22 protein-coding genes and 2 tRNA genes are annotated in these 22,456 nt (G+C 66.0%); 8 read left to right on the forward strand and 16 right to left on the reverse strand.

The window, feature by feature from the left end; genetic code table 11:
* The first annotated feature begins 408 nt into the window (after positions 1–408).
* Positions 409–1,314, forward strand: a complete 906-nt coding sequence (locus AC1AZA_RS05270) for a cation efflux transmembrane domain-containing protein (protein ID WP_476513689.1) — start codon at positions 409–411, stop codon at positions 1,312–1,314.
* 221 nt (positions 1,315–1,535) lie between these two features.
* Here the strand turns inward: AC1AZA_RS05270 and cysS are convergent, their stop codons facing one another.
* Positions 1,536–3,191 carry a cysteine--tRNA ligase gene (cysS, locus tag AC1AZA_RS05275; protein WP_476513690.1) on the reverse strand — a complete coding sequence of 552 codons (1,656 nt, stop codon included), beginning with the start codon at positions 3,189–3,191 and terminating at the stop codon, positions 1,536–1,538.
* Positions 3,192–3,308: 117 nt separating this feature from the next.
* Here cysS and AC1AZA_RS05280 point away from each other — a divergent pair, with 117 nt between their 5' ends.
* Both AC1AZA_RS05280 and AC1AZA_RS05285 read left to right on the forward strand, forming a co-directional pair.
* Positions 3,309–4,043 (forward strand): type 1 glutamine amidotransferase, encoded by a 735-nt coding sequence (locus tag AC1AZA_RS05280; protein WP_476513691.1) that lies wholly within the window; start codon positions 3,309–3,311, stop codon positions 4,041–4,043.
* Positions 4,044–4,111: 68 nt separating this feature from the next.
* Positions 4,112–6,238: an ABC-F family ATP-binding cassette domain-containing protein gene (locus AC1AZA_RS05285; RefSeq protein WP_476513692.1), complete on the forward strand. Its 2,127-nt coding sequence runs from the start codon at positions 4,112–4,114 to the stop codon at positions 6,236–6,238.
* 152 nt (positions 6,239–6,390) lie between these two features.
* Here AC1AZA_RS05285 and AC1AZA_RS05290 read toward each other — a convergent pair whose 3' ends face one another.
* The 11 genes from AC1AZA_RS05290 to coaD form a co-directional block, all read right to left on the reverse strand.
* On the reverse strand, positions 6,391–6,816 hold the full coding sequence (locus tag AC1AZA_RS05290) for a PIN domain-containing protein (protein ID WP_476513693.1): 426 nt from the start codon (positions 6,814–6,816) through the stop codon (positions 6,391–6,393).
* Positions 6,816–7,082, reverse strand: coding sequence for a FitA-like ribbon-helix-helix domain-containing protein (locus tag AC1AZA_RS05295; RefSeq protein WP_476513694.1), 267 nt, complete (start codon positions 7,080–7,082; stop codon positions 6,816–6,818). Before AC1AZA_RS05295 ends, AC1AZA_RS05290 begins: the two co-directional genes overlap by 1 nt.
* A 145-nt stretch (positions 7,083–7,227) precedes the next feature.
* Entirely contained in the window at positions 7,228–8,496 is a 1,269-nt protein-coding gene (locus AC1AZA_RS05300) for an MFS transporter (RefSeq protein WP_476513695.1), read from the reverse strand.
* Positions 8,497–8,644: 148 nt separating this feature from the next.
* The gene (locus AC1AZA_RS05305; protein WP_476513696.1) at positions 8,645–9,229 is read right to left on the reverse strand and encodes an ArsR/SmtB family transcription factor; all 585 of its coding nucleotides are present in this window, start codon (positions 9,227–9,229) and stop codon (positions 8,645–8,647) included.
* A 219-nt stretch (positions 9,230–9,448) separates the two neighbouring features.
* On the reverse strand, positions 9,449–10,006 hold the full coding sequence (ilvN, locus tag AC1AZA_RS05310) for an acetolactate synthase small subunit (RefSeq protein ID WP_476513697.1): 558 nt from the start codon (positions 10,004–10,006) through the stop codon (positions 9,449–9,451).
* 51 nt (positions 10,007–10,057) lie between these two features.
* Positions 10,058–11,992, reverse strand: coding sequence for an acetolactate synthase large subunit (locus AC1AZA_RS05315; protein WP_476513698.1), 1,935 nt, complete (start codon positions 11,990–11,992; stop codon positions 10,058–10,060).
* A 143-nt stretch (positions 11,993–12,135) separates the two neighbouring features.
* Entirely contained in the window at positions 12,136–12,918 is a 783-nt protein-coding gene (gene rnc, locus AC1AZA_RS05320) for a ribonuclease III (protein ID WP_476513699.1), read from the reverse strand.
* Positions 12,919–13,041: 123 nt separating this feature from the next.
* Positions 13,042–13,236 carry a 50S ribosomal protein L32 gene (gene rpmF / locus AC1AZA_RS05325; protein ID WP_476513700.1) on the reverse strand — a complete coding sequence of 65 codons (195 nt, stop codon included), beginning with the start codon at positions 13,234–13,236 and terminating at the stop codon, positions 13,042–13,044.
* 165 nt (positions 13,237–13,401) lie between these two features.
* Positions 13,402–14,019, reverse strand: coding sequence for a YceD family protein (locus AC1AZA_RS05330; RefSeq protein WP_476513701.1), 618 nt, complete (start codon positions 14,017–14,019; stop codon positions 13,402–13,404).
* Complete coding sequence (locus AC1AZA_RS05335; RefSeq protein WP_476513765.1) at positions 14,016–14,951, reverse strand: ATP synthase subunit B family protein; 936 nt, start codon at positions 14,949–14,951, stop codon at positions 14,016–14,018. Before AC1AZA_RS05335 ends, AC1AZA_RS05330 begins: the two co-directional genes overlap by 4 nt.
* A 164-nt stretch (positions 14,952–15,115) precedes the next feature.
* Positions 15,116–15,619, reverse strand: a complete 504-nt coding sequence (gene coaD, locus AC1AZA_RS05340) for a pantetheine-phosphate adenylyltransferase (protein ID WP_476513702.1) — start codon at positions 15,617–15,619, stop codon at positions 15,116–15,118.
* A 118-nt stretch (positions 15,620–15,737) separates the two neighbouring features.
* Here coaD and AC1AZA_RS05345 point away from each other — a divergent pair, with 118 nt between their 5' ends.
* Entirely contained in the window at positions 15,738–16,040 is a 303-nt protein-coding gene (locus AC1AZA_RS05345; protein ID WP_476513766.1) for a DUF3039 domain-containing protein, read from the forward strand.
* A 190-nt stretch (positions 16,041–16,230) separates the two neighbouring features.
* Here AC1AZA_RS05345 and AC1AZA_RS05350 read toward each other — a convergent pair whose 3' ends face one another.
* Together AC1AZA_RS05350 and AC1AZA_RS05355 are read right to left on the reverse strand one after the other, a co-directional pair.
* Positions 16,231–16,659, reverse strand: a complete 429-nt coding sequence (locus AC1AZA_RS05350; protein WP_476513703.1) for an HIT family protein — start codon at positions 16,657–16,659, stop codon at positions 16,231–16,233.
* A gap of 330 nt (positions 16,660–16,989) precedes the next feature.
* On the reverse strand, positions 16,990–18,321 hold the full coding sequence (locus AC1AZA_RS05355) for a nicotinate phosphoribosyltransferase (protein ID WP_476513704.1): 1,332 nt from the start codon (positions 18,319–18,321) through the stop codon (positions 16,990–16,992).
* A 136-nt stretch (positions 18,322–18,457) separates the two neighbouring features.
* On the opposite strand from AC1AZA_RS05355, the gene AC1AZA_RS05360 reads away from it, so the two are divergent.
* The 3 genes from AC1AZA_RS05360 to AC1AZA_RS05370 all read left to right on the forward strand — a co-directional run bounded on the left by AC1AZA_RS05360 (position 18,458) and on the right by AC1AZA_RS05370 (position 20,668).
* Positions 18,458–19,096: a Pr6Pr family membrane protein gene (locus AC1AZA_RS05360; RefSeq protein WP_476513705.1), complete on the forward strand. Its 639-nt coding sequence runs from the start codon at positions 18,458–18,460 to the stop codon at positions 19,094–19,096.
* A gap of 127 nt (positions 19,097–19,223) precedes the next feature.
* On the forward strand, positions 19,224–19,991 hold the full coding sequence (rph, locus tag AC1AZA_RS05365; protein WP_476513706.1) for a ribonuclease PH: 768 nt from the start codon (positions 19,224–19,226) through the stop codon (positions 19,989–19,991).
* Between the two features lie 11 nt (positions 19,992–20,002).
* Complete coding sequence (locus tag AC1AZA_RS05370) at positions 20,003–20,668, forward strand: non-canonical purine NTP pyrophosphatase (RefSeq protein ID WP_476513707.1); 666 nt, start codon at positions 20,003–20,005, stop codon at positions 20,666–20,668.
* Between the two features lie 184 nt (positions 20,669–20,852).
* Here AC1AZA_RS05370 and AC1AZA_RS05375 read toward each other — a convergent pair.
* Positions 20,853–20,934, reverse strand: a tRNA-Leu gene (locus tag AC1AZA_RS05375).
* 48 nt (positions 20,935–20,982) lie between these two features.
* Positions 20,983–21,055: transfer RNA gene (locus tag AC1AZA_RS05380), tRNA-Thr, on the reverse strand.
* Between the two features lie 177 nt (positions 21,056–21,232).
* Here AC1AZA_RS05380 and AC1AZA_RS05385 point away from each other — a divergent pair.
* Positions 21,233–22,366, forward strand: coding sequence for a mannose-1-phosphate guanylyltransferase (locus AC1AZA_RS05385; RefSeq protein ID WP_476513708.1), 1,134 nt, complete (start codon positions 21,233–21,235; stop codon positions 22,364–22,366).
* Positions 22,367–22,456 lie beyond the last annotated feature (90 nt).

Below are 22,456 nucleotides of genomic sequence, written 5' to 3' on the forward strand. Positions count from 1 at the left end.
GAAAACGTGCACGGGACGACAATATTGCGCGATCGCGCTCCAAAAGTTGCGGATTCGCGCGCATAGAGCGGGCGAATTGCCGGGAACGCGCGCGGATCTGCAACTTCTGCGGGCGCGTGGCCTCGGTGCGCATCGACGCGAACGCACCGAACTTCGGGGTGCCTGCGAGCCACATGCGGTTGACGAACCGTCGCTCGGCCGGGAACGTGCAGCGCTCCAGCCATGGCGGCAGCTCGCAGTCGAAGCCGGTGCCGCACCGTTTGCGATGCCGCGTTCGCAACGCTCGACACGATGTCGATTATTGATCCCGGCCTGCCTCTATACTGGACAGGCAGTGGTATTGATATTCATTTCATATATCGCTGGACACCCCGATGCAAGCAGTTATCAGCAAAGGAAGGCCCAACGATGCCTCAAAAAAAGATTGAACGCCAAGCACTGATCGTCGGTATCATCGTCAACGTGGTGACGGTGGTCATGGGCATGATCGTGTTCTTCATGACCGGCCTGAAGGCCCTGTTCCTCGATGCCTCCTTCACCGTGATCTCCGTGATCTCGGGCATGGTGGCAGTCTTCCTCTCCTCGCACACCGTGCGCACCTCCGAGCAGTTCCCCAACGGCAAGTTCGCCCTCGAACCGATCTACGCCATCTGCAAGGCGTTGTTCACCCTCTCCCTGCTCGTCTTCTCCCTGATCGACGTCACCCAGGTGGCCTGGGACTACTTCGCGCTCGGCGAGGGCGAGCGCATCGAAACCGGACCGGTGGTGATCTACGAGATCGTCACCGTACTCATCTGCTTCGTCCTGTTCGTCTACTACCGCCGGCAGAACCGCAAGCTGCGCGGCGCCAGCACCATGCTCGGCGCGGAGCAGAACAGCACGCTGATCGATGGCGCCATGTCGTTCGGCATCGGTGCGGTGGCCGTGTTCCTGTGGTTCCTGCCCGCCGGCACCCCGCTCGACTTCCTGCACTACACCGGCGATTTCTTCATCACGCTGGCCATCGTGCTGCTCACCGTCAAGGAGCCGTTCGGCGTGCTGCGCGACGCATTCGTGGAACTTGTGGGCGGCGTGCACGACGACGAAACCACCAACGCCTTCGTGGAATCGGCCGCATTGGAACACCTGCCGGCGAACACCGAATACGAGAAGACGCTCGTGTTCAAGACCGGCATGAACTACACGGTGGACGTGTACCTGATCGGCACCGGCGAGACCATCGACGTGGCCGACCTGGTGGAATGCAAGCGCACGCTGGAGCGGGAGCTCACGAAGCGGCTGCACATCGTGGACGTGGACTTCGTCTTCGAGTGACGGGTGCGTGCAGCTCGACGCGCTGCCCGCTTTTGCATGATCGGTCCAACCTGCACACTCAAATTCGCAGGTTGGACCGATCATGCGATTTTGGGCCCCGAAACAGGCCGTTTTTTCACGCGATCGGTCCAACCTGCGCCGCGAGGGCTTCAGGTTGGACCGATCATGCAACAATGCGCGCGGGTGGGCCGCACGAGCTTGACGAGTGCGGGCCTACGAGCCTACTTGAGGCTCCAGGTGGAGCCCTGCGGCCCGTCCTCGATGGCCACGCCGGCGGCGGCAAGCGCGTCCCGGATCGCATCGGCCGTGGCGAAGTCCTTGGCCTTGCGAGCCGCGGCACGGGCGTCCAGTCGCTCGCCGATCAACGCATCCAGCGCCTTGCGCTCCGGGCTGGTCTCCTCGGTGTCCGCCGAGCCGGCCGCACCGGAGCTCGCCCACGGTTCGGCCAGCGGGTCGAGGCCCAGCGTGTCCAGCATGGCGCGCACGTCGTGCAGCACGAGCTTGACCTCTTCCACGGCCACTTCCGGCGTATACGGCGTCGAGTTCGTCTCCAACTGGCCGAGCAGGATGTTGCCCTTGCGGATCGCGCTGAAGATCGCGGCCAGGGCGCCCGGCACGTTGACGTCGTTGTTGAGCGCGGTGACGAAGTCGTCCGGCAGCGTGTCGGCGTTCACGGCCTCGATCTCGTCGCGAGACGGCTGCTCGCCGGTCGCCGCGCCGGCGCGTTCGATGAAGTTCGACACGCGGTCGTACGCGGCCTGTGCCTCCACCAGCGCCTGATCGGACCATTCGAGCATGGACCGGTACTGCACGGAACCGAGGGCGTAGCGCACCACCCACGCCGAATGGTGGGCGAGCACGCTCGGCACGGACAGGCCGGTGCCCAGCGACTTGGACATCTTCTCGCCCTTGGTGGTCACCCACGCGGAGTGCATCCAGCGGGCCGCGGAATCGTAGCCGGCCGCGCGGGTCTGTGCCATTTCGTTCTCGTGGTGCGGGAAGCGCAGATCCAAGCCGCCGCCGTGGATGTCGAACATGCCGTCCAGATAGCGGTGGCTCATGGCCGAGCACTCGATGTGCCAGCCGGGGCGCCCCACGCCGAACGGGGTGGCCCAGCGGGCGGTTTCGGGATCGGTGTCCTTCGGAGCCTTCCACAGGGCGAAGTCGCGCGGATCGTGCTTGTCCGGCGAGGCGTCGGCCGGATCGACCGGATTGTACTTGTCCACGCCGGTCGCGTCCACGGACGGACCCATGCGATCGGCTACGGCGGCGGCCTCGTCCACCTCGGCGGAACCCTTCTGATGGGTCAGTTCGCCGTACGCCGGCCAGCTCGCCACGTCGAAGTACACGTTGCCGGTGGGCCTGCCGTCCGCGTCGGTGACTACGTAGCCGTGGCCGTTGTCGATGATGCGCTGGATCAGCGCGACCATCTCCGGCACGTGCCCGGTGGCGCGCGGCTCCACGGTGGGCGGCAGCACGCCGAGCGTCTCGTAGGCGTGCGTGAACTCGCGCTCGTAGTGGTAGGCGCGCGCCCACCACTGCTGGCCTGCGGCGGCGGCCTTGTCGAGGATCTTGTCGTCGATGTCCGTCACGTTGCGCACGAAGGTGACCTTGTAGCCGAGGCGCATGAACCAGCGGCGGATCACGTCGAACGCCACGGCCGCGCGGATGTGGCCGATGTGCGGCGAGGACTGCACGGTGGCGCCGCACACGTAGATACCCACCTGCCCGGGCTTGATGGGCGTGAACGCGGAGACGGCGTGCGAGGCCGTGTCATAGAGTTTGAGGCCCGTGGCGGCCTTGGCGACGCCGGCCTGCCCCGGCTGCTCGACGCTCAAGGAAGTGCTGAAATTCTGCGGTTCTTGGCTTGTTCCCATAGTCATGAGCGTATGCGCGAAACCCGACAATCGGGCCTTGTGCGGCTTCATGCGCCGGAAGCGACGTAGGGGAGAGGGTAACAACGGCGGTAATGCCGCAGTGGCACAATGGGTGGCATGGCCAAACCGCAAGTGCTTATCCTGCAGCATGTGCCCTGGGAGCGTCCGGGCCGGATTCTGCAGAACCTCGAGGACATGGAACTCGAGTCGCAGACGATGAACATCGCGTCGAAGAAGAACCCCGATCTTCCCGATTTCAAGGAGATCGCCGGACTCGTGGTCATGGGCGGGCCGATGGGAGCCCTCGACTACGACGACTACCCGGGCCTCAAGGCGGAGGCCAAGCTGGTGCGCGCCGCGGTGAGCGTGGGCAAGCCGGTGCTCGGCGTATGTCTGGGCCATCAGATCATCGCCACCGCGCTCGGGGCGAAACTGGCCAAGGGGCCGGCGCCGGAGATCGGGTTCGCGCCCATCAAGCGCGTGGACCGCCACGACTTCTTCTCCATGTGGGACAAGCAGATCAGCGTGCTGCACTGGCACAACGACGTGGTGGGTCTGCCGGAGGGCGCCCAGCTGCTCGCGCGTACGGCCGGCACCAAGGTGCAGGCGTTCCGCGTCGGTTCCGCGCTGGGCATGCAGTTCCATCTGGAGGTGACCGCTCAGCTGCTGGAGGAGTGGCTGGCCGAGCCGTCCATGGTCAAGGACCTCAAGGCCGCAGGGCTGTCCAAGGCGCAGGTGCGCGACCAGTTCGCCGAGTGCAACCCCAAGCTCGAGCCGCTTGCCGAGCAGGTGTTCTCCGGGTTCGCAGCCCGGTGCAACACCACGGCACGGGCGCTGCTCGCCGCGCAGTGAGCGGAGCATCGAGCCGCACAGTGAACTGAGCGGCCCGATGCCTAGGCGTAACGCTACATTGTTGCATTATGCCGACTTATGATTTGGGACTCGAACACGTATCGCTCGCCTTTGCCACGAAGACCATCTTCACGGATGTGACGCAGGGCGTCTTCGAGGGCGATCGCATCGGCATCGTGGGTCGCAACGGCGACGGCAAGTCCACGCTGCTCAAACTGTTCGACGGCACGCAGGAGCCGGATTCCGGCCGCGTGACCAAGCGCAACGGCCTGACCTTCGGCATGCTCTCGCAGCGCGATCCCCTGGACGACAACGCCACCGTGCGCGAGGCCGCGCTCGAGGGACGCGAGGATTACGAGTGGGCCGCGGAAACCAAGTCGCGCGAGATCGTGGAGGCGCTGCTCGGCGGCATCGACCTCAACGCCACGATCGGTTCCCTGTCCGGCGGTCAGCGTCGTCGCGCGGATCTGGCCCGCCTGCTGCTCAGGGATTGGGACATTCTCGCGCTGGACGAGCCCACCAACCATCTGGACGTGGTGACGATCCACTGGCTCGCCGAGCATCTCAAGAACCGTTGGCCGTCCGGGCAGGGCGCGTTCCTGATCGTCACGCACGACCGTTGGTTCCTCGACGAGGTGTGCGAATCCATGTGGGAGGTGCATGACGGCGTGATCGACCCGTTCGAGGGCGGGTACAGCGCGTACATGCTGCAGCGCGTGGAGCGCGACCGTCAGGCGGACGTGCGCGAGGAGCGCCGCCGCAACCTGGCCCGCAAGGAGCTGGCGTGGCTGTCGCGCGGGGCGCGTGCGCGTTCCACCAAGCAGAAGTTCCACGTCAAGGCCGCGCGCGAGCTCATCGCCGACGTGCCGCCCATGCGCAACAGCGTGGAGCTCAAGCAGATGGCCACGTCCCGTCTGGGCAAGCAGGTGGTGGACCTGATCGACGTGACGCAGGTGTTCGAGCACACGCACGGTTCCGTGGCGCGCGGCGAGGCGATGGCGAACGGCGGGGACATCGTGCCGGCGCTGTACGCGGAGCCGAAGGTGTACGGGTCCGTGGAGATCGCCGTGGACGACATGTCCGACCCGCGCCTCGTGGATGCCGGCGTAACGGCCGACGAGGTCGAGCCCGGGGCTGTCGCTTCCGTCGAGCCAGTGGCCGTTGCGAATGCCGGCGGGACCGGCGCCGACGAGAACGCTGACGGTGAAGGCGCTACGCCCGTCACGTCCGCGGCGCGGAAGGTCACGGTCAGCGGCCGCAAGGTGCTGGACGACGTGACGTGGCTGATCGGCCCGGGCGATCGTTTCGGCATCGTGGGCGCGAACGGCGCCGGCAAGTCCACGCTCCTCAAGCTCATCGACGGTACGATCACCCCCACCGTGGGACATGTGAACATCGGCAAGACCGTCAAGTTCGCGGTGCTGTCCCAGCGTCTCGACGAGCTGGAGAAGCTCGGCAAGTACAAGATCAAGGAAGTGCTCTCCCGCTACAAGCCGAGCTACATCGTGGACGGCAAGGAGGTGACGCCCGGCCAGCTCATGGAGCGGCTCGGTTTCTCCTCCGCGCAGCTCATGACGCCCATCCGCGACCTGTCCGGCGGGCAGAAGCGCCGTATGCAACTGCTGCTCATCCTGCTCGATGAGCCGAACGTGCTCGTGATGGACGAGCCCGGCAACGATCTGGACACGGACATGCTGGCCGTCATGGAGGATCTGCTCGACACGTGGCCCGGCACGCTCATCGTCGTCTCCCACGACCGCTACCTGCTCGAACGCGTCACCGACCAGCAGTTCGCGCTCATCGGCGGCAAGGTGCGGCATCTGCCCGGCGGCGTGGACGATTACCTCGCCATGATCGAACGGGCGAAGAACGCTCCTGCCGCGACGGCTCCATCCGCGGGCTCGTCCTCGCAGGCCGCCGGCGGCGAGTCCGGTTCCGGTGCGTCCGGTGCCGCGCAGGAGCCGAAGCTCACCGGCAAGGCCTATCACGATGCCAGCAAGCGCGTGCGTGCCATCGAGCGCAAGGTCTCCAAGCTCGAGGAGCAGAAGGCCGCCCTCGAGGAGCAGATGGCCGCGCACGACCCGTCCGACTACGAGGGCCTCAACAAGCTCAACGAACAGCTCACCGCGATCGCCAAGGAGAGTGACGATCTGGAGGCCGAGTGGCTCGAGCTTTCCGAGCAGATCGGGGAGTAGACGGGAATGACGGGAACGGGAAGCGCCTCGTGGCTGGTCCGTGCGGGCCGACGGTCTTGGCGTTTCTGGCGCTTCCGCCGTGCCCGTGTCGCTGAGTGCCGTGCTGCCGGTCGTTCCACGCTGTGCCATTGCGCCGTGAGCTCTCGGTGCCGTTACGCCGCCGGCTCCCACGGATTGATGATCGTCACCCCCGTTCCCTCGAAATCCCTGACGTTCCGTGTGGCCAGCGTCATGCCGTGCGACCGTGCGATCGCCGCGATCATCGCATCCTGCACGCTGATCGGCCGCCCCTCCCGTCGTCTTTTTGCGGCGATCGATGCGTAATACGCGGATGCGTAGGCGCCGAACGGAAGCGTATGGTCACGGTATTGTTCGATGAATTCGTCGATGGCTCTGGAAAGCGCAAATCGCTTCCGTCCGGGCGGAACGAGCGCAAGGCCGTAGAGCAGTTCCGCTGTATTCACGGCCGTAATGTAGGTTTCGTCACGATCGAGCCCGACGAGCCAGTCGATGACGTTCCGGTTGCCGTTGACGCTCTTCAGGATTTCGTTGATGACGTTGGTGTCGAGAATGACCATCATTCCCCTAGGTCGACGGGTCGCATGTAGGTATCGCGAGAAGGCGTCAGGTCCTCTTCCGGGGCAAGGCCTTCCCCGTTGAGCAGATCCCACATCTCCTGAACCAGATCGGCGTTGCTGACGATCTCATGGCTCACATACTGCGCGGTGTACTCCTCCAGAATCGAGCGCGCCTCGGCCTCCATGGAACGGTTGTTCCGTGCCGCGATTTCCTTGATCTTGGCGATCTGCTCGTCCGGCACCCTGCGGATGGTGATGGTTCCCATGGCGACCTCCTTGCTAGCATTGTGCTGTCATTGATTACGGGCAACATATTAGCACAAGTGTTCGATTGCAGGCTCCGCGTGTCGCCCGGTAGGCCGGCTGCGGGTCGGGTGCAGACCGATCGACGTCATATGCCGTATCGCAGCTTCACGGCGTCGCTTCGTCCCACCGATCGGCGGCCGGCAGCGATCGAACCGTCGGCGCGGCCAGCACGATTACCGCGTTGACCGCCAGCGTGCCCAGAAACAGGCCGATCGTGGCGCCGAATCCGACGAGCGGCAGCAGCGAGCCGGCGATCGCCGAGCAGAACAGCGCCGGTAGCATGCACAGCAGCCCCAGCGCCGATTCCGCCCGTCCCTGCATGTCGGACGGCACCTTGGCAAACACGAAGCCCATGATGAGCGAATTGACGACCGGGATCGGCACGCTGACCAGCAGGGCGCAGACCAGCACCACGGCATAACCGTCACTGAACAGCATCGGAGCCAGCGTGGCCAGCGCCACCGTGGAAACGACGACCATGCCCGTGCCCAGCGGCATTCGGTCGGCGACCTTCGCGGCAATCAGGGCCCCCAGCAGCGTGCCAGCGCCCATCGCCGTCTCCACCAGACCGATGCGCACCGCATCGACGTGCGTACCTACCAGATGCAGGTTCACTGTGGCGAAAATGCCGTTGATGCCGAGGTTCACCAGCGCGGCGATCGTGGTGAGCGTCAGCAGCGTGCGGCGGCGCAGCGTCCAGCGCCACCCTGCCGCGAAATCGGCGAGAAATGACCCGTGCGCGGCCGGCGGCTCCCCGTTGTCCCCATGGTCGCCGTTGCCGGTGTCCGGCAGACGGGCCGCGCTCGCCCCGCAGACCGCGTACATCAGCGATGCCGCGGCGAACGGCAGCCATGGGGCGACGGCGTACAGCACGCCCCCGAGCGGCGAGCCGGCGAGACTGATCACCGAATCGCGGCCCTGATTGAGACTCTGCGCCTTCGGGTACTGTTCGGTCGGAATGATCGACCGCAGCATGGCGTTGGTGGCTCCCTGGAACAGTCCGTTGATCGTGGAGGCCACGACCGTGATGACGGCGAACGCCGCGAAGTTCAGGAGATTCAGCGCCAACAGTGCGAATGTCAGACTCCACAGTGCCATGCCGCACAGCGCGTTGATGATGATGAGCGTTCTGCGGTCGTGCCGGTCGACCACCGTGCCGCCGAAGATGCCGGCGGTCTGCGCGGCGAGCATGGTGACCGTTCCCAGCCAGCCGGACAGCGCGAGCGACTGCGTGAGCGCAAAGGCGACGAGCGAAATGGCGAACGACTTCATGGCCATGCCCATGGCTGCCGCGGTGTCCGCGGCGAACCAGCGGCGGTATTGCGCATTGCGCCAGAGGGGCGTGCGCGCTGCGGGTTGTGCTTCGGAATGCATGGGGATTCCTCGGATCTTTGCCTTGGCGGGGTGGTTTTGGGTATGCTTGCGCACGCCCGGGCGCACATGCGGTGCGGCGCGGGCGGTGGCGGGTACGGTGCTGGAACGGGTTGGGCGCGGTCGCGCGCTGCGGGGCGCGGCTAACCGGTCATGGAATCCACTTGAACAGTTCGGTGGCGAGCATCACGGGCTGCGATCCGTCGCCTTCCCGATGCGTGAGATTGCGCTGCGTCCATTTTCGGGTGACTGCCAGAAGCTCGGCGGACATCTGCGCGTACTCCTCGGCGGTGAGCAGAATCACCGAGCTGGTCTCACATCCGGGATCGCGCCACTCTGCGGGCAGCGAATCGGCTGCCGCCCGGTAGCGTTCCCTGCCCGCCCGAAGGAACTCGGCGCCCGCTTGGTCCAGTGCCTGCGCGACGGCCGATGCATCCTTGGCGTCGACACTGAGTTCGTACCCCTCGCCGACGGCCTGCCAGCAGCTTTTGCGGCCGTCGCCGTCGGGTGACGGCACCTGCATGACGACGCCGGCCTTCTCGAGCTGCCGCAGATGGTAGCTGATCGTGCCTGCCGATTCGCCGAGTGCCGTGGCGATCTCGCTGACCGTGTACGGGCGCTCGTTGCTCATCAGGGTGAGCATGCGCATGCGGGTGGGGTGCGACATTGCCTTGAGCTGGGCGAAATCGGTGACCTTGCGCACGGTTCTGGCGGTGTTCTCGGGCTGTTCCTGCATGACGGGCGGCCCCCCTTCCATGATCTACAAGAAATATTGTACAACAAATCTTGTAGAAATTGGGCGGGCAGGACGCTCGACAAACTTTCGAGGGTATTTCTCGGCCAATTGGCGTCGTTCCGCCCTTCCGGAAGACAATATGCCCGAAAGTTTGTCAACAAAAAAAGAGCGGGCACCCGGCCCGCTCACGCCATGATAGGTCCGATAGGCCCACTGAACCTATCGTCCCGTGATCTCCGAACCGAGGACCTTCTCGCTCAGGGCACGCGGGCCGCGCGTCACGGCGACGGCACCGGAACGCACCAGCTCGATCACGCCGTAATGCTCCAGCAGGCCCAGTAGCGCGTCGATCTTGCCCTCCGCGCCGGTGGCCTCGATGGTCAGCGACTCGGGGTTCACGTCCACAACGCGCACGCGGAACAGACGCACGATCTCCAGCACGTCGGAGCGGGTCGACTGGTCGGCCGCCACCTTGATGAGCACGAGCTCGCGCTCCACGGTGGTGTTCGGGTCCAGTTCCACGATCTTGAGCACGTGCAGCAGCTTGTTGAGCTGCTTGATGATCTGCTCGAGCGGGATGGCATCCACGTCGGCGGTCACCGTGACGCGCGAGATGTCCGGCCGCTCGGTGGGGGAGACGGACAGGGAATTGATGTTGAACGCGCGGCGAGCGAACAGGCCGGCGATGCGGGCGAGCACGCCCGGACGGTTCTCCACCAGCACCGAAAGCGTGTGCCGCTCGGAACCGGGCTGGGATGCGGGATACACAACTGCCATGGAATCTCTCCTTGATTGAGCCGCGATGTTAAGCCGATGCTATCTAGCCGTTCAGCGGGCCGAATCGGCACCCTGATCCGCAGCCGCGTCCGTAGTCGCAGCCTCGACCGGCCTGTTCTCCAGCGGGTGCACGCCCGGACGGTACGTGACCGTGTCGTTCGAGGCGCCGGCGGAAACCATCGGCCACACCATCGCGTCCTTGTAGACGCGGAAGTCGATGAGCACCGGACGGTCGTCGATCTCGTTGGCCTTGCGGATCGCCTCGAGGGCCTCGTCTTCGGTGAATGCGCGCATGCCCACGCAGCCGTACGCCTCGGCCAGCTTCACGAAGTCCGGCACGTCGAAGAACTCGTCGGCCGGCGTGTCCGCGCGGGCCTCGCCGTCGAGCAGATTGGTCTGCGAGTAGTGGTGCTGGTAGAACAGCGTCTGCCACTGGCGGACCATGCCGTACACGGAGTTGTTGAGGATGGCGATCTTCACAGGCGCGTGGTCCAGGAACGCTGCGGCCAGCTCCTCGCTGGTCATCTGGAACGACCCGTCGCCGTCGATCAGCCACACCGGCTTCTTGCTGTCGAACACGCGCTGCGAGCCTACGGAGGCGCCGATCGCCGCGGGCAGGCCGTAGCCCATGGTACCCAGACCGCCGGAGCTGATCCACGAATTCGGCTTCTCGAAGTCCACGAGCTGCGCGGCCCACATCTGGTGCTGGCCCACGCCGGACACCCAGATGGAGGACGGGTCCGCCGCCTGGGACAGCTGCTCCACCACCCACTGCGGGGAGAGCGTGCCGTCGGTGGGACGGTCCTCCGGCTCGTCGTAGTGGATGGTGTACTTGGTGCGCAGACCGTCGAGCAGTTCCCACCACGGCTTGAGGTTCGGCTTGCCCTGAATGGCCTGCGTGCGTTCAATCTCCGGAATGAGGTCGGTGAGCACGGCGGACACGTCGCCCACGATCGGCACGTCCGGCACACGGTTCTTGCCGATTTCCGCGGGGTCGATGTCGATGTGGATCACGCGGGCCGTGGGGGCGAAGGCGTCCAGCTTGCCGGTCACGCGGTCGTCGAAGCGGGCGCCGATCGCCACGAGCAGGTCGGAGCGCTGCACGGCTCCGGTGGCGGCGATCGTGCCGTGCATGCCCAGCATGCCGAGGTTGCGTGGGTTGGAATCCGGTACCACACCGCGCGCCGGCAGGGTGGTGACGATCGGGGCGTCGGTCACCTCGGCCAGCTTGGCCACCAGATCGCCGGCGCCGGAACGGGCCGCGCCGCCGCCCACGTAGAGCACCGGTCGGTAGGACTGAGCGAACAGCTTGGCCGCGTCGCGCAGCACGTGGCCATGGGCCTTGACCGTGGGATTGTAGCCGGGAAGAATCATGCGCTGCGGCCACGAATAGTACATTTCGCCCACCTGCGCGGTCTTCGTAAGGTCCACCACCACGGGACCGGGACGGCCGGTGCGGGCCACGTAGTACGCCTCGGTGAGTACGCGCGGAATGTCCTGCGCGCGGGTGACGAGGAACGAATGCTTGGAGATCGGGTACGTGATGCCCACGATGTCCGCTTCCTGGAAGGCGTCGGTGCCGATGGCGGGCACGCCCACCTGACCGGTGATGACCACCATCGGCACGGAATCCATGTTGGCATCCGCGATGGCGGTCACCACGTTGGTGGCGCCCGGGCCGGAGGTGACCAGGCACACGCCCACCTGACCGGTGGCGATGGCGTAGCCTTCCGCCGCGTGGCCGGCCGCCTGCTCGTGGCGCATGAGCACGAAGCGGAACTTGGTGTCGTCGTTGATCTCGTGGTATACGGGCAGGATCGCGCCGCCGGGGATGCCGAACACGTCCTGGACGCCCAGATCCTCCAGTGCCCGGACCAGTGCCCGGGCACCGGTCATTTTCTCGCCGTTGACGATGGTCTGCCGGTCCGCGGCGGGGGTGGTCTTGGGCAGGGCGCTGAACGCCTGCAAGGGGGTGGGTGTAGCCATGATGTCTCTCTCCATCAGGTCCGTCGAACTACTCGAGGGACCGCCAGCGCGGATCTGCTGGACGGCCCCGGCATTCCATAATGACGCCCCTCGTGCTTGTGGCGCAGGCGTCGATCGTATTGTTCTACAAGTGTATGCGCCGGTCAGACAGCGGCGCTCGGAGCGTCTGCATTGTGGCTGCCGTGCTTGCGGGCATGTTCACGGGCGTCCAGCGTGTGCCATGCCACCTCCGCGGCGGCCAGCTGGGCCTTGCGCTTGGAGGAGCCCTTACCGGTGCCGATGATCTCGTCCTTCTCGCCGACCGTCACCTTGGCGGTGAACTCGAGCGCGTACTCCGGACCTTCCACACGCATGCGGTAGCGCGGCTCCTCGAGGCCCATCTCGTGCGCCTTGACGCTCAGCGACGTCTTCCAGTCGAGCGCCGGCCCCTCGGTGGCCACCTCGGCGAGCGTATCGTCCACGAGCCGATGGACCACCTTGCGCGCCTCGTCGATGCCGTGCTCCACGAATGTGGCGCCGATGAGCGATTCGACGATGTCGCACAGGATGGAGCTCTTGTCCGCCCCGCCGTCCTCCTGCTCGCCGTGGCCGAGCAGAATGTATGGGCCCACGTGCAGCTTGTCCCGTGCGATGGCGGACAGTGCCTCCTCGCTCACCGCTTTGGCGCGCATCTTGGCGAGCTGACCTTCGTTCATGTCTGGGTGGATGCGGAACAGTGTTTCCGTGGCCACGAGTTCCAGCACCGCGTCGCCCAGGAATTCGAGGCGTTCGTAGTTCTTGGCGCCGGGGTTCTCGTTCGCGAAGGAGCGGTGGGTGAGCGCCTGGACGAGCAGTTCGGGGGTGAGCGTGGTGCCGAGTGCCTCGAGCAAGGCGTCGTCGGGCGTCGGGACTGCGGGTGCAGCTGCGGATTGATTGTCGTTGGTCATATCTCGATCCTATAGCGTTGCGTCCCATGGCACGGCGCCCATGACAGGGACGGCAGGGACATCCATATGCAAAAGCCCTGCCACCCGTCGATGGCAGGGCTTTCATTGCTTGCGATCAGTCGCTCACTTGGTGTGGGCGGACCGAATGGCCTCGCGGTAGACGCGGCCGCGGTAGGAGCCGCAGCTCGGGCACGCGGTGTGAGCCAGCGTGGGAGCGCCGCAGTTCGGGCACTTGTCGGTCTGGACGGCGGTGGCCTTCCAGGTCGCGCGGCGCGTATGAGTGTTGGCGCGCGAGGTCTTGTACTTAGGCAGAGCCATGTTATTTCCTCTTTTGTCGTTCGAACGATAATGAGCTTAAGCGTTCAGAAGTGTAGCGCACAGGCCGTACATTGTCCAATCCTGCGGCGTTTGGGGCCCCGCTTGCGCCGGCAAACCGGGCTGGATGCTGCAGAACCGTCACTCGTCATGCGTGGCTTGCGGCCGCTACGCGCGGTTCGCGTCGCCGTGCTGCTGCGCCTCGAGCTGCGCCTTGAGACCGGCCAGTTCGGCGAAGCGGATGTCCGTCACGTCGTGATGGTGATCCGGCTCCTCGTTGAGGTCCGCGCCGCACTGCGAGCACAGTCCGCGGCAGTCCGGGCGGCACAACGGCTGCAGGGGCAGGGCTTCCGTGAGCGTGTCGCGCAGCAGCGCCTCGATATCCGCGAAGGCGCCGTCCCGGCTCAGCGGGTAGGTGTCCTCCGACTCGTCCTCGCCGGCCACGATGTCCACCTCACCCTTGGCGTTGCCCGCGCGGGAGTCGCGTACGGGCTCGAACGGGAAGAACGCGGTCACGTCGGCCGTCCACGGGTGCTCGATCGGCTTGAGGCAGCGCGTGCATTCGGCGTGGGCCGGCGCGCTCACCCGGCCGGTGAAGATGATGCCGTCGACGATCGAGTCGAAGCTGCCGGTCACGGTCACGTCCGCGCCCTCGTCGATGCCGACGATCGTGTCGCCTATGCCCTCCGGCGCCGGAAACACGGCGTCGATCGGCTTGCTCTGGCCCGGTCGGCCCGCGATCTGAGCGACCGGCACGGCCCACGGGGAATCTTCGGGACGGCTCATCGTTGGTTCTCCTCTCCGGACGGCGACGGCATCGCGCCGCGCGCGTTCTGTTCGGCCTGCGCCTGACGGGCTCCGGCCTGCGCGGCCGCATAATCCTGCGCGGCCTGCTGCTGACGGTTGTACAGCACGCCAAGACCGGCATGCACGTCCTGCTTGAGCTTGTCAAGCTGGTGATCGAGCGACTCCATCACGTCGGTGCAGTACTTGTCCGCACCCTGCGTGAGCCGGTCGGCCTTGGCCTGCGCGGCGTCCATCGTGGCACGCGCCTTGGCCTGGGCGAGCGCCACCACGTTCTCCTGGCCGGCCAGGAACTGGGCCTGCTCGTTGGCTTCCTTGATCATGTCCGCCGCGCGCGACTGGGCGGAGGCGACGATGGCGCTGGCCTGCGTCTGCGCCCCGGACAGGCGGCGTTCGGCCTCGCGCATGAGGGCGCTGGCACGTTCGAGCTGCACGGGGAGCTTCTTCTTGAGGTCCTCGATCTGCTCGGTGAGCTGGTCGCGGTCGATCTTGACCATGTTCGGCGAGAACAGGCCGGGCTTGGCCTCCCCGAGCGTCTGCTCGATGGCGTCGAGAATGTCGTAGACGGTGGTGAATTCGTTGCGCGACTTGGCCGCCTCGGAATCAAGGTCGTCGTTCGTCTCGCGCAGGTCCGGCATCTGCGGCATCTGTACGGCGTGCCGGGGTCCCCGGCGCTCGGGCTGCGTCTGCTGCGCCGGCTGTGCGGCCTGCACCGGTTGCGCGAACTGCGTGGACTGTGCGTACGTCGGCTCGCCGACCGCCGGTCGCACGGGCTGCGGGGCCTCCACATGCTCACGTTCCGGCTCGGGGTCCACGGACGAGGGCTGGGTCATGGCCAGAGCGTCCGTGGACGCGGCAATGACCGACTCACCGGTGTCGTCGTCCTCGTCCTCGTCCGCATCGGCTTTGGGCATGGAACCGGGCGCGGAGCTAGGCGCGGCGGTCGGCGCTGTGTTCCCCGACGGCACGACCACGGACGCGGAATGCACCTCCACGGTGTGCGCCTCGCCGGTGTCGTCGTCCTTGAGCGGCTTGAAGTCTTCGGAGGAGAATTCCCGGGTGAGATTGTCGTCGGTCATCACCGGCCCCTTTCCTTCTGCTCGCGCTGCACGGCCTCCGCCAGCATGGGCACGATGCAGCTGGGCACCATGCCGGTCACGTCGCCGCCGTGACGGGCCACGTCCTTGACGATCGAGCTGGAGATGTGTTCGAGCACCGGGTTCGCCGGCAGGAACAGCGTCTCCACGCCGGACAGCTTGCGGTTGACCAGCGCCATTCCGAGTTCGGCCTCGTAGTCGCCGTTCTGGCGCAGTCCCTTGACGATCACTTCCGCGCCCACGCGCCGGCAGTATTCGGTGATGAGCCCGTCCGTGGACGCCACTTTCACATTCGGGAAGCCATCCTTGTCCAGCGCACGACGAATCACGTCGGTGCGGGTCTCGACCGAGAACATCGGCGTCTTCGCGGCGTTCACGGCCACCACGACGTGCACTTCGTCAAAGAATTTCGCGCATCGTTCGATCACGTCCAAGTGACCTGCGGTGACGGGGTCGAACGAGCCGGGGCATACAGCGATTGTCATGCACACCAGACTACCGCGTGGCGCGGAAAGTTCGGGGAGCGAACGGCCCGCGAGGTAACTATGATGGGCAAGGAGAGTGATGTACAGGAAATTTGCAGGAAAGGCGGAAGACATGGACATGCTGCACGACATCATCGTCGACGAACTGACGGACCCGGTCAGCCCGCTGTCCTCGCCGGATCAGGGAACCGGCACCGCGGTGCTCGAGCGCCCGGAAACCGAGGAGGAGACCAGGAAGGACGATGGCGGCGACGCCGACCGCTTCGCCCACTACGTGTCCAAGGAGCGCATCGCCGAGTCGCGCATGACCGGCCGGCCCGTGGTGGCCCTGTGCGGCAAGGTGTGGGTGCCCAAGCACGACCCGTCGCAGTACCCGGTGTGCCCCGATTGCAAGCGCATCTACGAGGAAATGCTGCACTGAGTTCGCTGTGCCGGGTTGGCCCGCACGCCGCATCGGATTCGCTCGATCTGCGGTCCGTCTGCGGCAGGTTGAGCAAATCCAGTGCGTGAGCGCGAAAGAACGGGCCCGGCGCATTGCATAAGCTCGATCTGCGGTTTGGCAGTGCGCGGATTGAGCGGATCGAGTGCGCTGGGCCCGTGCTTAGGCCGGTTCAGGCCAGTGCGGCCTTGTACTTGGCGATCATCTCGTCGTACGCCTCATCGGTGAGGTACGTGCGGTCGGGGTTCATGGCGAACGTGGTGCCCCACTCGAACTCGTCCTCGTGGTACTTGGGCACGAGGTGGAAATGCAGGTGGTGTGCCGTGTCGCCGTATGCGCCGTAGTTGATCTTGTCCGGGTGGAAGATGGCGTGCGTCGCCTCGGCCACGCGGTTCACGTCCTCCAGGAACGCCTCGCGATCCTCCTTCGAGAGGTCCACGATCTCGTCTACGTGGAACTTCGAGGCCACGATCACGCGGCCCGGGTGGCTCTGCTCCTTGAAGAGCACCAGCTTGCTCGCCGGCAGGTCCATGATCTTGATGCCGAACGCGGCCAGGGCCTCGCCTTCGTCGCAGTATCCGCAGGGCTGTGCTTCACTCATGCTGTTCTCCTTTGATGGTTGAGCGAATTCACTGCCCACTGTACTGAATGCGCGGCGCATGCGCTCGCTGTTGCCGGCTTGTGCACAGCGAACGCACGCCCCACGCCCCACGCTGCCCGTGTTCGGCCGTCACGTGGATTGAGCGGATCCGGTGCGCTGCGGGCCAAAATCGCGCTCGGCGCACTGGATCTGCTCAATCTGGGCAAGGGATGTCCTTACAGGACCGTAGTTTCGGTCGACCGAGCCGTTGGCGGGCAACCCTGTGGGTTGCCCGTAGGTGAGGGGAGCGGCCACCGCGGCCGCGACGGATTCCGGCCGGAACGCAGGTCCTTACAGGACCGTAGTTTCGGTCGGAATCACCGGCTCGCCCTTCATGAGCGACTGCGCGGTGATCGGCAGCTCGGCCAGCGCCTTGGCACGGTATTCGTGCGCGGCCACGATCGCGTCGTGTCCCTGGTACTGCGGGTCGATCTGCCCGTGGTCCACGTAGTCCACGAGCAGATCCTTCCATTCCGGATCCGGCTTGTACGCCGCCAGCGCCGTCTCGGAGCCGGAGATGATGTGCTCGCAGTCGGCCAGGTTGTATTCGTAGGAGCGGAAGGCGAGCTTGCGGCCGGGAACGGTGGCCTTGTTCTTGCTCTTCTTGGCCACCGGGGTCATCACGCCGTCCGCGCCTTCGCGCTCGGTGAGTTTGTACACCATGGCGCAGGTGGGGGCGCCGGAGCCGGTCACCAGCATGGTGCCCACGCCGTAGGAGTCGACCGGCGCGGTCTGCAGGGCGGCCAGCGCGTATTCGTCGAGGTCGTTGGTGACGGTGATCTTGGTGTTCGTGGCGCCCAGGGCGTCGAGCTGGTTGCGCACGCGCTGGGCGAGGGAGGCGAGGTCGCCGGAGTCGATGCGCACGCCGCCGAGCTTGGGGCCGGCCACCTCCACGGCGGTCTTGACGGCTTCCTCGATGTTGTACGTGTCCACGAGCAGGGTGGTGTTCTCGCCCAGTGCGGCGATCTGCGAACGGAACGCCTGACGCTCGTCGTCGTGCACCAGCGTGAAGCAGTGCGCGGCGGTGCCGATGGCCTTGAGCCCGTAAATCTGAGCGGCGAGCAGGTTGGCGGTGCCCTTGAACCCGCCCACCACGGCGGCGCGCGCGGCGGCCACGGCGGCCCACTCGTTGGTGCGGCGGCCGCCCATGTCCATGCAGGGACGGTCCTTCGCGGCGGAGACCATGCGGCTCGCGGCGGAGGCGACGGCGGAATCGTAGTTGAGGATGGACAGGATGAGCGTCTCCAGCAGCGTGCACTCGCCGAACGTGCCTTCCACCTGCAGGATGGGGGAGTTCGGGAAGAACATCTCGCCTTCGCGGTAGCCCTTGACGGATCCGGTGAAGCGGAAGTTCTCCAGCCACTTGACGGTTTCCGGGCTCACCACCTTGCGGTCGGAGAGGAACTTCAGGTCCTCCTCGGACAGGCGGAAGTGCTCCAAGGCGTCCAGGATGCGCCCGGTGCCGGCCACCACGCCGTAGCGGCGGCCCTCCGGCAGGTGGCGGGTGTACACCTCGAACACGCACTTGCGGTTCGCGGTGCCGTCCTTGAGGCACGCGTCGAGCATGGTGTATTCGTACATGTCGGTCATCAGCGCCGGCGAATAATCGGTATATGCGCCCATGGAAATTCTCCTTCTTGGCATTTGCTCAAAAGCCTACTCGCCTGTGGCCGGATTGACTTATAGTCATCCGCGTGTTTAGTCATCCGCGTGTTCCGTGGGGATTCCCTCGCGGCGGCGACGGCGGTAGGGTGGAGGCATGATGAGACTCATTGCGGGACTGCTCCGTCTGGCTGCCGCGGCCGCCTCCGTCATGGGCACGTATAATACGTGGTCCGGCGCCAAGGCATGGGACTGGGTGTATTTCACGAACCAGTCGAACATCGTGTTCGCCTTCGTCATGCTGTGGGCGGGTGCGGCGACCTTGGTGCGCGGCATGCAGCCGCCTGCGTGGCTCAAGGGCTGCGTCACCCTGTACATGGCCATCACGGGACTGGTGGCGTGGCTCATCCTGCCGCCGGCCGTCATGGGGCCGGACACGCTGTACTTCTTCGGCCTGCCCACCGCCACGCTGGTGCACGTGGTCGCCCCGATCGCAGCCGTGGCGGACTTCCTGCTGTTCGACGAACACCGTCGCTTCAAGTGGCATTACCCGCTCACCTGGCTGCTGTACTTCCCGGCCTATCTGGCCATGGTGCTCATCCGTGCCGCGTTCTTCCCGGACCAGCCGCTTTCGAACGGCTCCATGTACCCATACTCATTCGTGGACGTGGCGGCGATCGGCTGGCCGCAGCTCGGCGTCAACGCGGTCACCTATCTGGGGGCGTTCCTGCTCGGCGGTCTGGCCCTGTTCCTCGTCGACCGCATCCTGCCCGCGCGCACATTCGCAAATTTGTGATCATGCGCATCTGTGGCCCTCTCGCGAGCCTCCAGAATGCGCAAAACAGCAAATTTGTGAGGCGGTGCACGCCCCGTGTGTGCCCTGTGGGTGCTAGGGTCTGACGGAGAATCAAGGAGTGTTGAGTATGACTGAAATCAAGGATCTGCTGGCCGGCATGAACACGGTGGTCCGCCCCGACGGGCGCAAGGTGGACGAACTGCGTCCCGTCTCCATCACCCGTCACTTCACGGACGTGCCGGAGGGCTCGGTGCTCATCTGCTGCGGCAACACGCGCGTGATGTGCACGGCCACATTCACGCCGGGCGTGCCGCGCTGGCGCAAGGATTCCGGTCTGGGCTGGGTGACCGCCGAATACGCGATGCTGCCGCGCGCCACCGCCGAGCGCACCGACCGCGAGTCCGTCAAAGGCAAGGTGGGCGGCCGCACGCACGAGATCAGCCGCCTCGTGGGCCGGTGCCTCAGGGGCGTGGTCAACATGAAGGCGCTGGGGGAGAATCAGATCCAGATCGACTGCGACGTGCTCCAGGCCGACGGCGGCACCCGCACCGCCTCGATCACCGGCGCGTACGTGGCGCTCGTGGACGCGCTGAACTGGGCCGAACGCCACAAGCACATCCGCTCCGCCGCGCGCGTGCTGCAGGACAGCGTCTCCGCCGTGTCCGTGGGCGTGATCGACGGCACCCCCATGCTGGACCTGCCGTACGTGGAGGACAGCAAAGCCATGACCGACATGAACGTGGCCATGACCGGCTCCGGCAAGTTCATCGAGATCCAGGGCACCGCCGAGCACCGTCCGTTCGACCGCGACGAACTCAACACCCTGCTCGACCTCGCCGCCAAGGGCAACCGCGAGCTGCAGGCCGCCCAGCAGGCCGCACTCGCCACGGACTGAAAGGAAGCATCATGAAGCTCATCGTCGCCACGCACAACGAAGGCAAGCTCGTGGAGATTCGCCGCATCCTCGAGGAGGGGCTCGGCGAGGATGCCGCACGGATCGAACTCGTGTCCGCCGGAAGCCTGAAGTTGCCCGACCCCGAGGAAACCGGCGTCACGTTCCAGGAGAATGCGCTGCTCAAGGCCCGTGATGTGGCCCGCCGCACCGGATGCCCCGCCATTGCGGATGATTCCGGGCTGATCGTGGATGTGATGGGCAATGCGCCCGGCATTCTGTCCGCCCGCTGGGCCGGCGCGCACGGTCACGATCTGGCCAACAACGCGCTGCTCCTCGCGCAAATCGAGGACATTCCGGACGCCAAGCGCACCGGGCGCTTCCGCTGCGCCGCCGCGCTGGTGGTACCGGTCGAGGGCAAGGACGGCGAGTTCCGTGAGACCGTGGAGATCGGCGAGATGCCGGGTATGGTGATCCGCAAGGCGCGCGGCGAGCATGGCTTCGGCTACGACCCGATCTTCGTGCCGGACGACCAGCCCGGCCGCACCAGCGAGGAGCCGGACCACTTCGGCGAGCCGCTGACCAGCGCGGAGATGACCCCGAAGGAGAAGAACGCGGTCTCGCACCGCGGCAAGGCCCTGCGCGCGCTCGTGCCCGCCATCGAAGCACTGCTGAAGTAAGCGTTTGTTCGCCCGATCGGTCCAACCTGTGCCTCCTATTGCGCAGATTGGACCGATCGCGCGATTTTTGGCCCCGAAAACGGCTGTTTTTTCGCATGATCGGTCCAAGCTGCGATTCGCAGGCCATAGGTTGGACCGAATGGAAGAACGCGATGCGACGGTAAGGACGATAGGGACAGTAGAGTGCGCGCAGGGGGAATCGAACCCCCAAGACCGAAGTCACAGGAACCTAAATCCTGCGCGTCTACCAATTTCGCCATGCGCGCATATGCAAAACCCTAGGCCAACCGGTGAACCGGAACCTAGGGCATTCGAGCCACTTGACAGAATCGAACTGTCGACCTGCTCATTACGAGTGAGCCGCTCTACCGACTGAGCTAAAGTGGCGTGCCGATCGGGAAGCATACGTCTCCCGCGCACAAGAACAAGACTATACCGTACCCGGGAGGTTTTGTCGAATCGCCGTCGTGGCGCCCCGGAACACGCCCGAAGCGCACCCGGAATGTGCCCGGAATGTGCCCGGAATGCAGTGCGCAATCCCGCGGTCCGTGGAACAATGATCGTATGAGTTCCACGAGCTTCGGCGATTTCTACGCGATCATCCCCGCCGGCGGCACCGGTACGCGCCTGTGGCCGCTGAGCCGCGCCGCGCGTCCCAAGTTCCTGTACGACCTGCTCGGCTCCGGGCGCACCATGATCCAGTCCACCTTCGACCGTCTCGCCGCCATAGCCGGCGCGGACCATGTGACGGTCTCCACCGGCGCGCAGCACGAGGCCGCCGTGCGCGAGCAGCTGCCCGAGTTGGGGGCGCGCAGCCTGTTCGCCGAGCCGGTGCCGCGCGACTCCACGGCGGCCATCGCGCTCGCCGCGGCCGTGCTCGCCCGTCGTTACGGGCCGGACATCGTGGTCGGGTCGTTCGCTGCGGACCATGTGATCCGAGACGACGCCGCCTTCGCCGAATCGGTGAGACAGGCCGTGGCCGCGGCCCGTGCCGGGTATGTGACCACGATCGGCATTGCGGCCACCCGCCCGTCCACCGCGTTCGGCTACATCCGTCAGGGCGCCTCGCTTGCCGCCGAGGTTCCGGACGCGCCCGACGCTCGCTTGGTGCGCCGGTTCGTGGAGAAGCCGGATGCCGCCACCGCGCTGGCCTACCTGTCCACCGGGGAGTACCGCTGGAATGCCGGCATGTTCGTGATGCGCGCCGGCGTGCTGCTCGAGCGCCTGCGCACCTACAAGCCGGACATGGCCGCGGCGATCGGGCGCATCGCGGACGCCTGGGATGCGGGCCCGGATGAGCGGCTCATCGCCATGGATCGTTATTGGTCGTCGCTGGAGAAAATCGCCTTCGACTATGCGATCGCCGAGCCGCTGTCGCTGGACGGCGGCGTGGCGATGGTGCCCGGCGGGTTCGGCTGGGACGATGTTGGCGACTTCAATTCCGTGGCGGCGCTGCTGCCGAGCGCCAACGAGAGGAACCTCAAGATTCTGGGGGATGCGGACCGTGTGGCCTGCGTCGATTCCGCCGGGGATGTGGTGGTGCCCGAGTCGGGGCGCACGGTGGCTCTGCTGGGCGTGGACGACATGGTGGTGGTGGACACGCCGGATGCGCTGCTCATCGCCCCTCGCGCCCGCAGTCAGGAGGTCAAGGCCATGGTGGCGCATCTGCGCGCGATCGGCCGCACCTCGGTGCTGTAACGGCCGCCCGTGGTCTTCACCGTACAGTCACAGCGCGGCCACCGTGGCGTTGCCGAACGGCCATTGAACGGTTACCGTCCGGCCACCGTG

This window comes from Bifidobacterium sp. LH_389 (genome assembly GCF_056357235.1).

What these genes read in the sequence shown, in the direction of transcription:
- rph (WP_476513706.1), top strand. Translation starts at nt 19,224, where the DNA reads ATGACTGAAATCAAGGATCTGCTGGCCGGCATGAACACGGTGGTCCGC.
- coaD (WP_476513702.1), bottom strand. Translation starts at nt 15,619, where the DNA reads ATGACAATCGCTGTATGCCCCGGCTCGTTCGACCCCGTCACCGCAGGT.
- AC1AZA_RS05335 (WP_476513765.1), bottom strand. Translation starts at nt 14,951, where the DNA reads ATGCCCAAAGCCGATGCGGACGAGGACGAGGACGACGACACCGGTGAG.
- AC1AZA_RS05350 (WP_476513703.1), bottom strand. Translation starts at nt 16,659, where the DNA reads ATGAGTGAAGCACAGCCCTGCGGATACTGCGACGAAGGCGAGGCCCTG.
- AC1AZA_RS05300 (WP_476513695.1), bottom strand. Translation starts at nt 8,496, where the DNA reads ATGCATTCCGAAGCACAACCCGCAGCGCGCACGCCCCTCTGGCGCAAT.
- AC1AZA_RS05355 (WP_476513704.1), bottom strand. Translation starts at nt 18,321, where the DNA reads ATGGGCGCATATACCGATTATTCGCCGGCGCTGATGACCGACATGTAC.
- AC1AZA_RS05370 (WP_476513707.1), top strand. Translation starts at nt 20,003, where the DNA reads ATGAAGCTCATCGTCGCCACGCACAACGAAGGCAAGCTCGTGGAGATT.
- AC1AZA_RS05385 (WP_476513708.1), top strand. Translation starts at nt 21,233, where the DNA reads ATGAGTTCCACGAGCTTCGGCGATTTCTACGCGATCATCCCCGCCGGC.
- AC1AZA_RS05290 (WP_476513693.1), bottom strand. Translation starts at nt 6,816, where the DNA reads ATGGTCATTCTCGACACCAACGTCATCAACGAAATCCTGAAGAGCGTC.
- AC1AZA_RS05270 (WP_476513689.1), top strand. Translation starts at nt 409, where the DNA reads ATGCCTCAAAAAAAGATTGAACGCCAAGCACTGATCGTCGGTATCATC.
- AC1AZA_RS05345 (WP_476513766.1), top strand. Translation starts at nt 15,738, where the DNA reads ATGCTGCACGACATCATCGTCGACGAACTGACGGACCCGGTCAGCCCG.
- rpmF (WP_476513700.1), bottom strand. Translation starts at nt 13,236, where the DNA reads ATGGCTCTGCCTAAGTACAAGACCTCGCGCGCCAACACTCATACGCGC.
- AC1AZA_RS05315 (WP_476513698.1), bottom strand. Translation starts at nt 11,992, where the DNA reads ATGGCTACACCCACCCCCTTGCAGGCGTTCAGCGCCCTGCCCAAGACC.
- AC1AZA_RS05280 (WP_476513691.1), top strand. Translation starts at nt 3,309, where the DNA reads ATGGCCAAACCGCAAGTGCTTATCCTGCAGCATGTGCCCTGGGAGCGT.
- AC1AZA_RS05295 (WP_476513694.1), bottom strand. Translation starts at nt 7,082, where the DNA reads ATGGGAACCATCACCATCCGCAGGGTGCCGGACGAGCAGATCGCCAAG.
- AC1AZA_RS05330 (WP_476513701.1), bottom strand. Translation starts at nt 14,019, where the DNA reads ATGAGCCGTCCCGAAGATTCCCCGTGGGCCGTGCCGGTCGCTCAGATC.
- AC1AZA_RS05305 (WP_476513696.1), bottom strand. Translation starts at nt 9,229, where the DNA reads ATGCAGGAACAGCCCGAGAACACCGCCAGAACCGTGCGCAAGGTCACC.
- AC1AZA_RS05285 (WP_476513692.1), top strand. Translation starts at nt 4,112, where the DNA reads ATGCCGACTTATGATTTGGGACTCGAACACGTATCGCTCGCCTTTGCC.
- AC1AZA_RS05360 (WP_476513705.1), top strand. Translation starts at nt 18,458, where the DNA reads ATGATGAGACTCATTGCGGGACTGCTCCGTCTGGCTGCCGCGGCCGCC.
- cysS (WP_476513690.1), bottom strand. Translation starts at nt 3,191, where the DNA reads ATGGGAACAAGCCAAGAACCGCAGAATTTCAGCACTTCCTTGAGCGTC.
- ilvN (WP_476513697.1), bottom strand. Translation starts at nt 10,006, where the DNA reads ATGGCAGTTGTGTATCCCGCATCCCAGCCCGGTTCCGAGCGGCACACG.
- rnc (WP_476513699.1), bottom strand. Translation starts at nt 12,918, where the DNA reads ATGACCAACGACAATCAATCCGCAGCTGCACCCGCAGTCCCGACGCCC.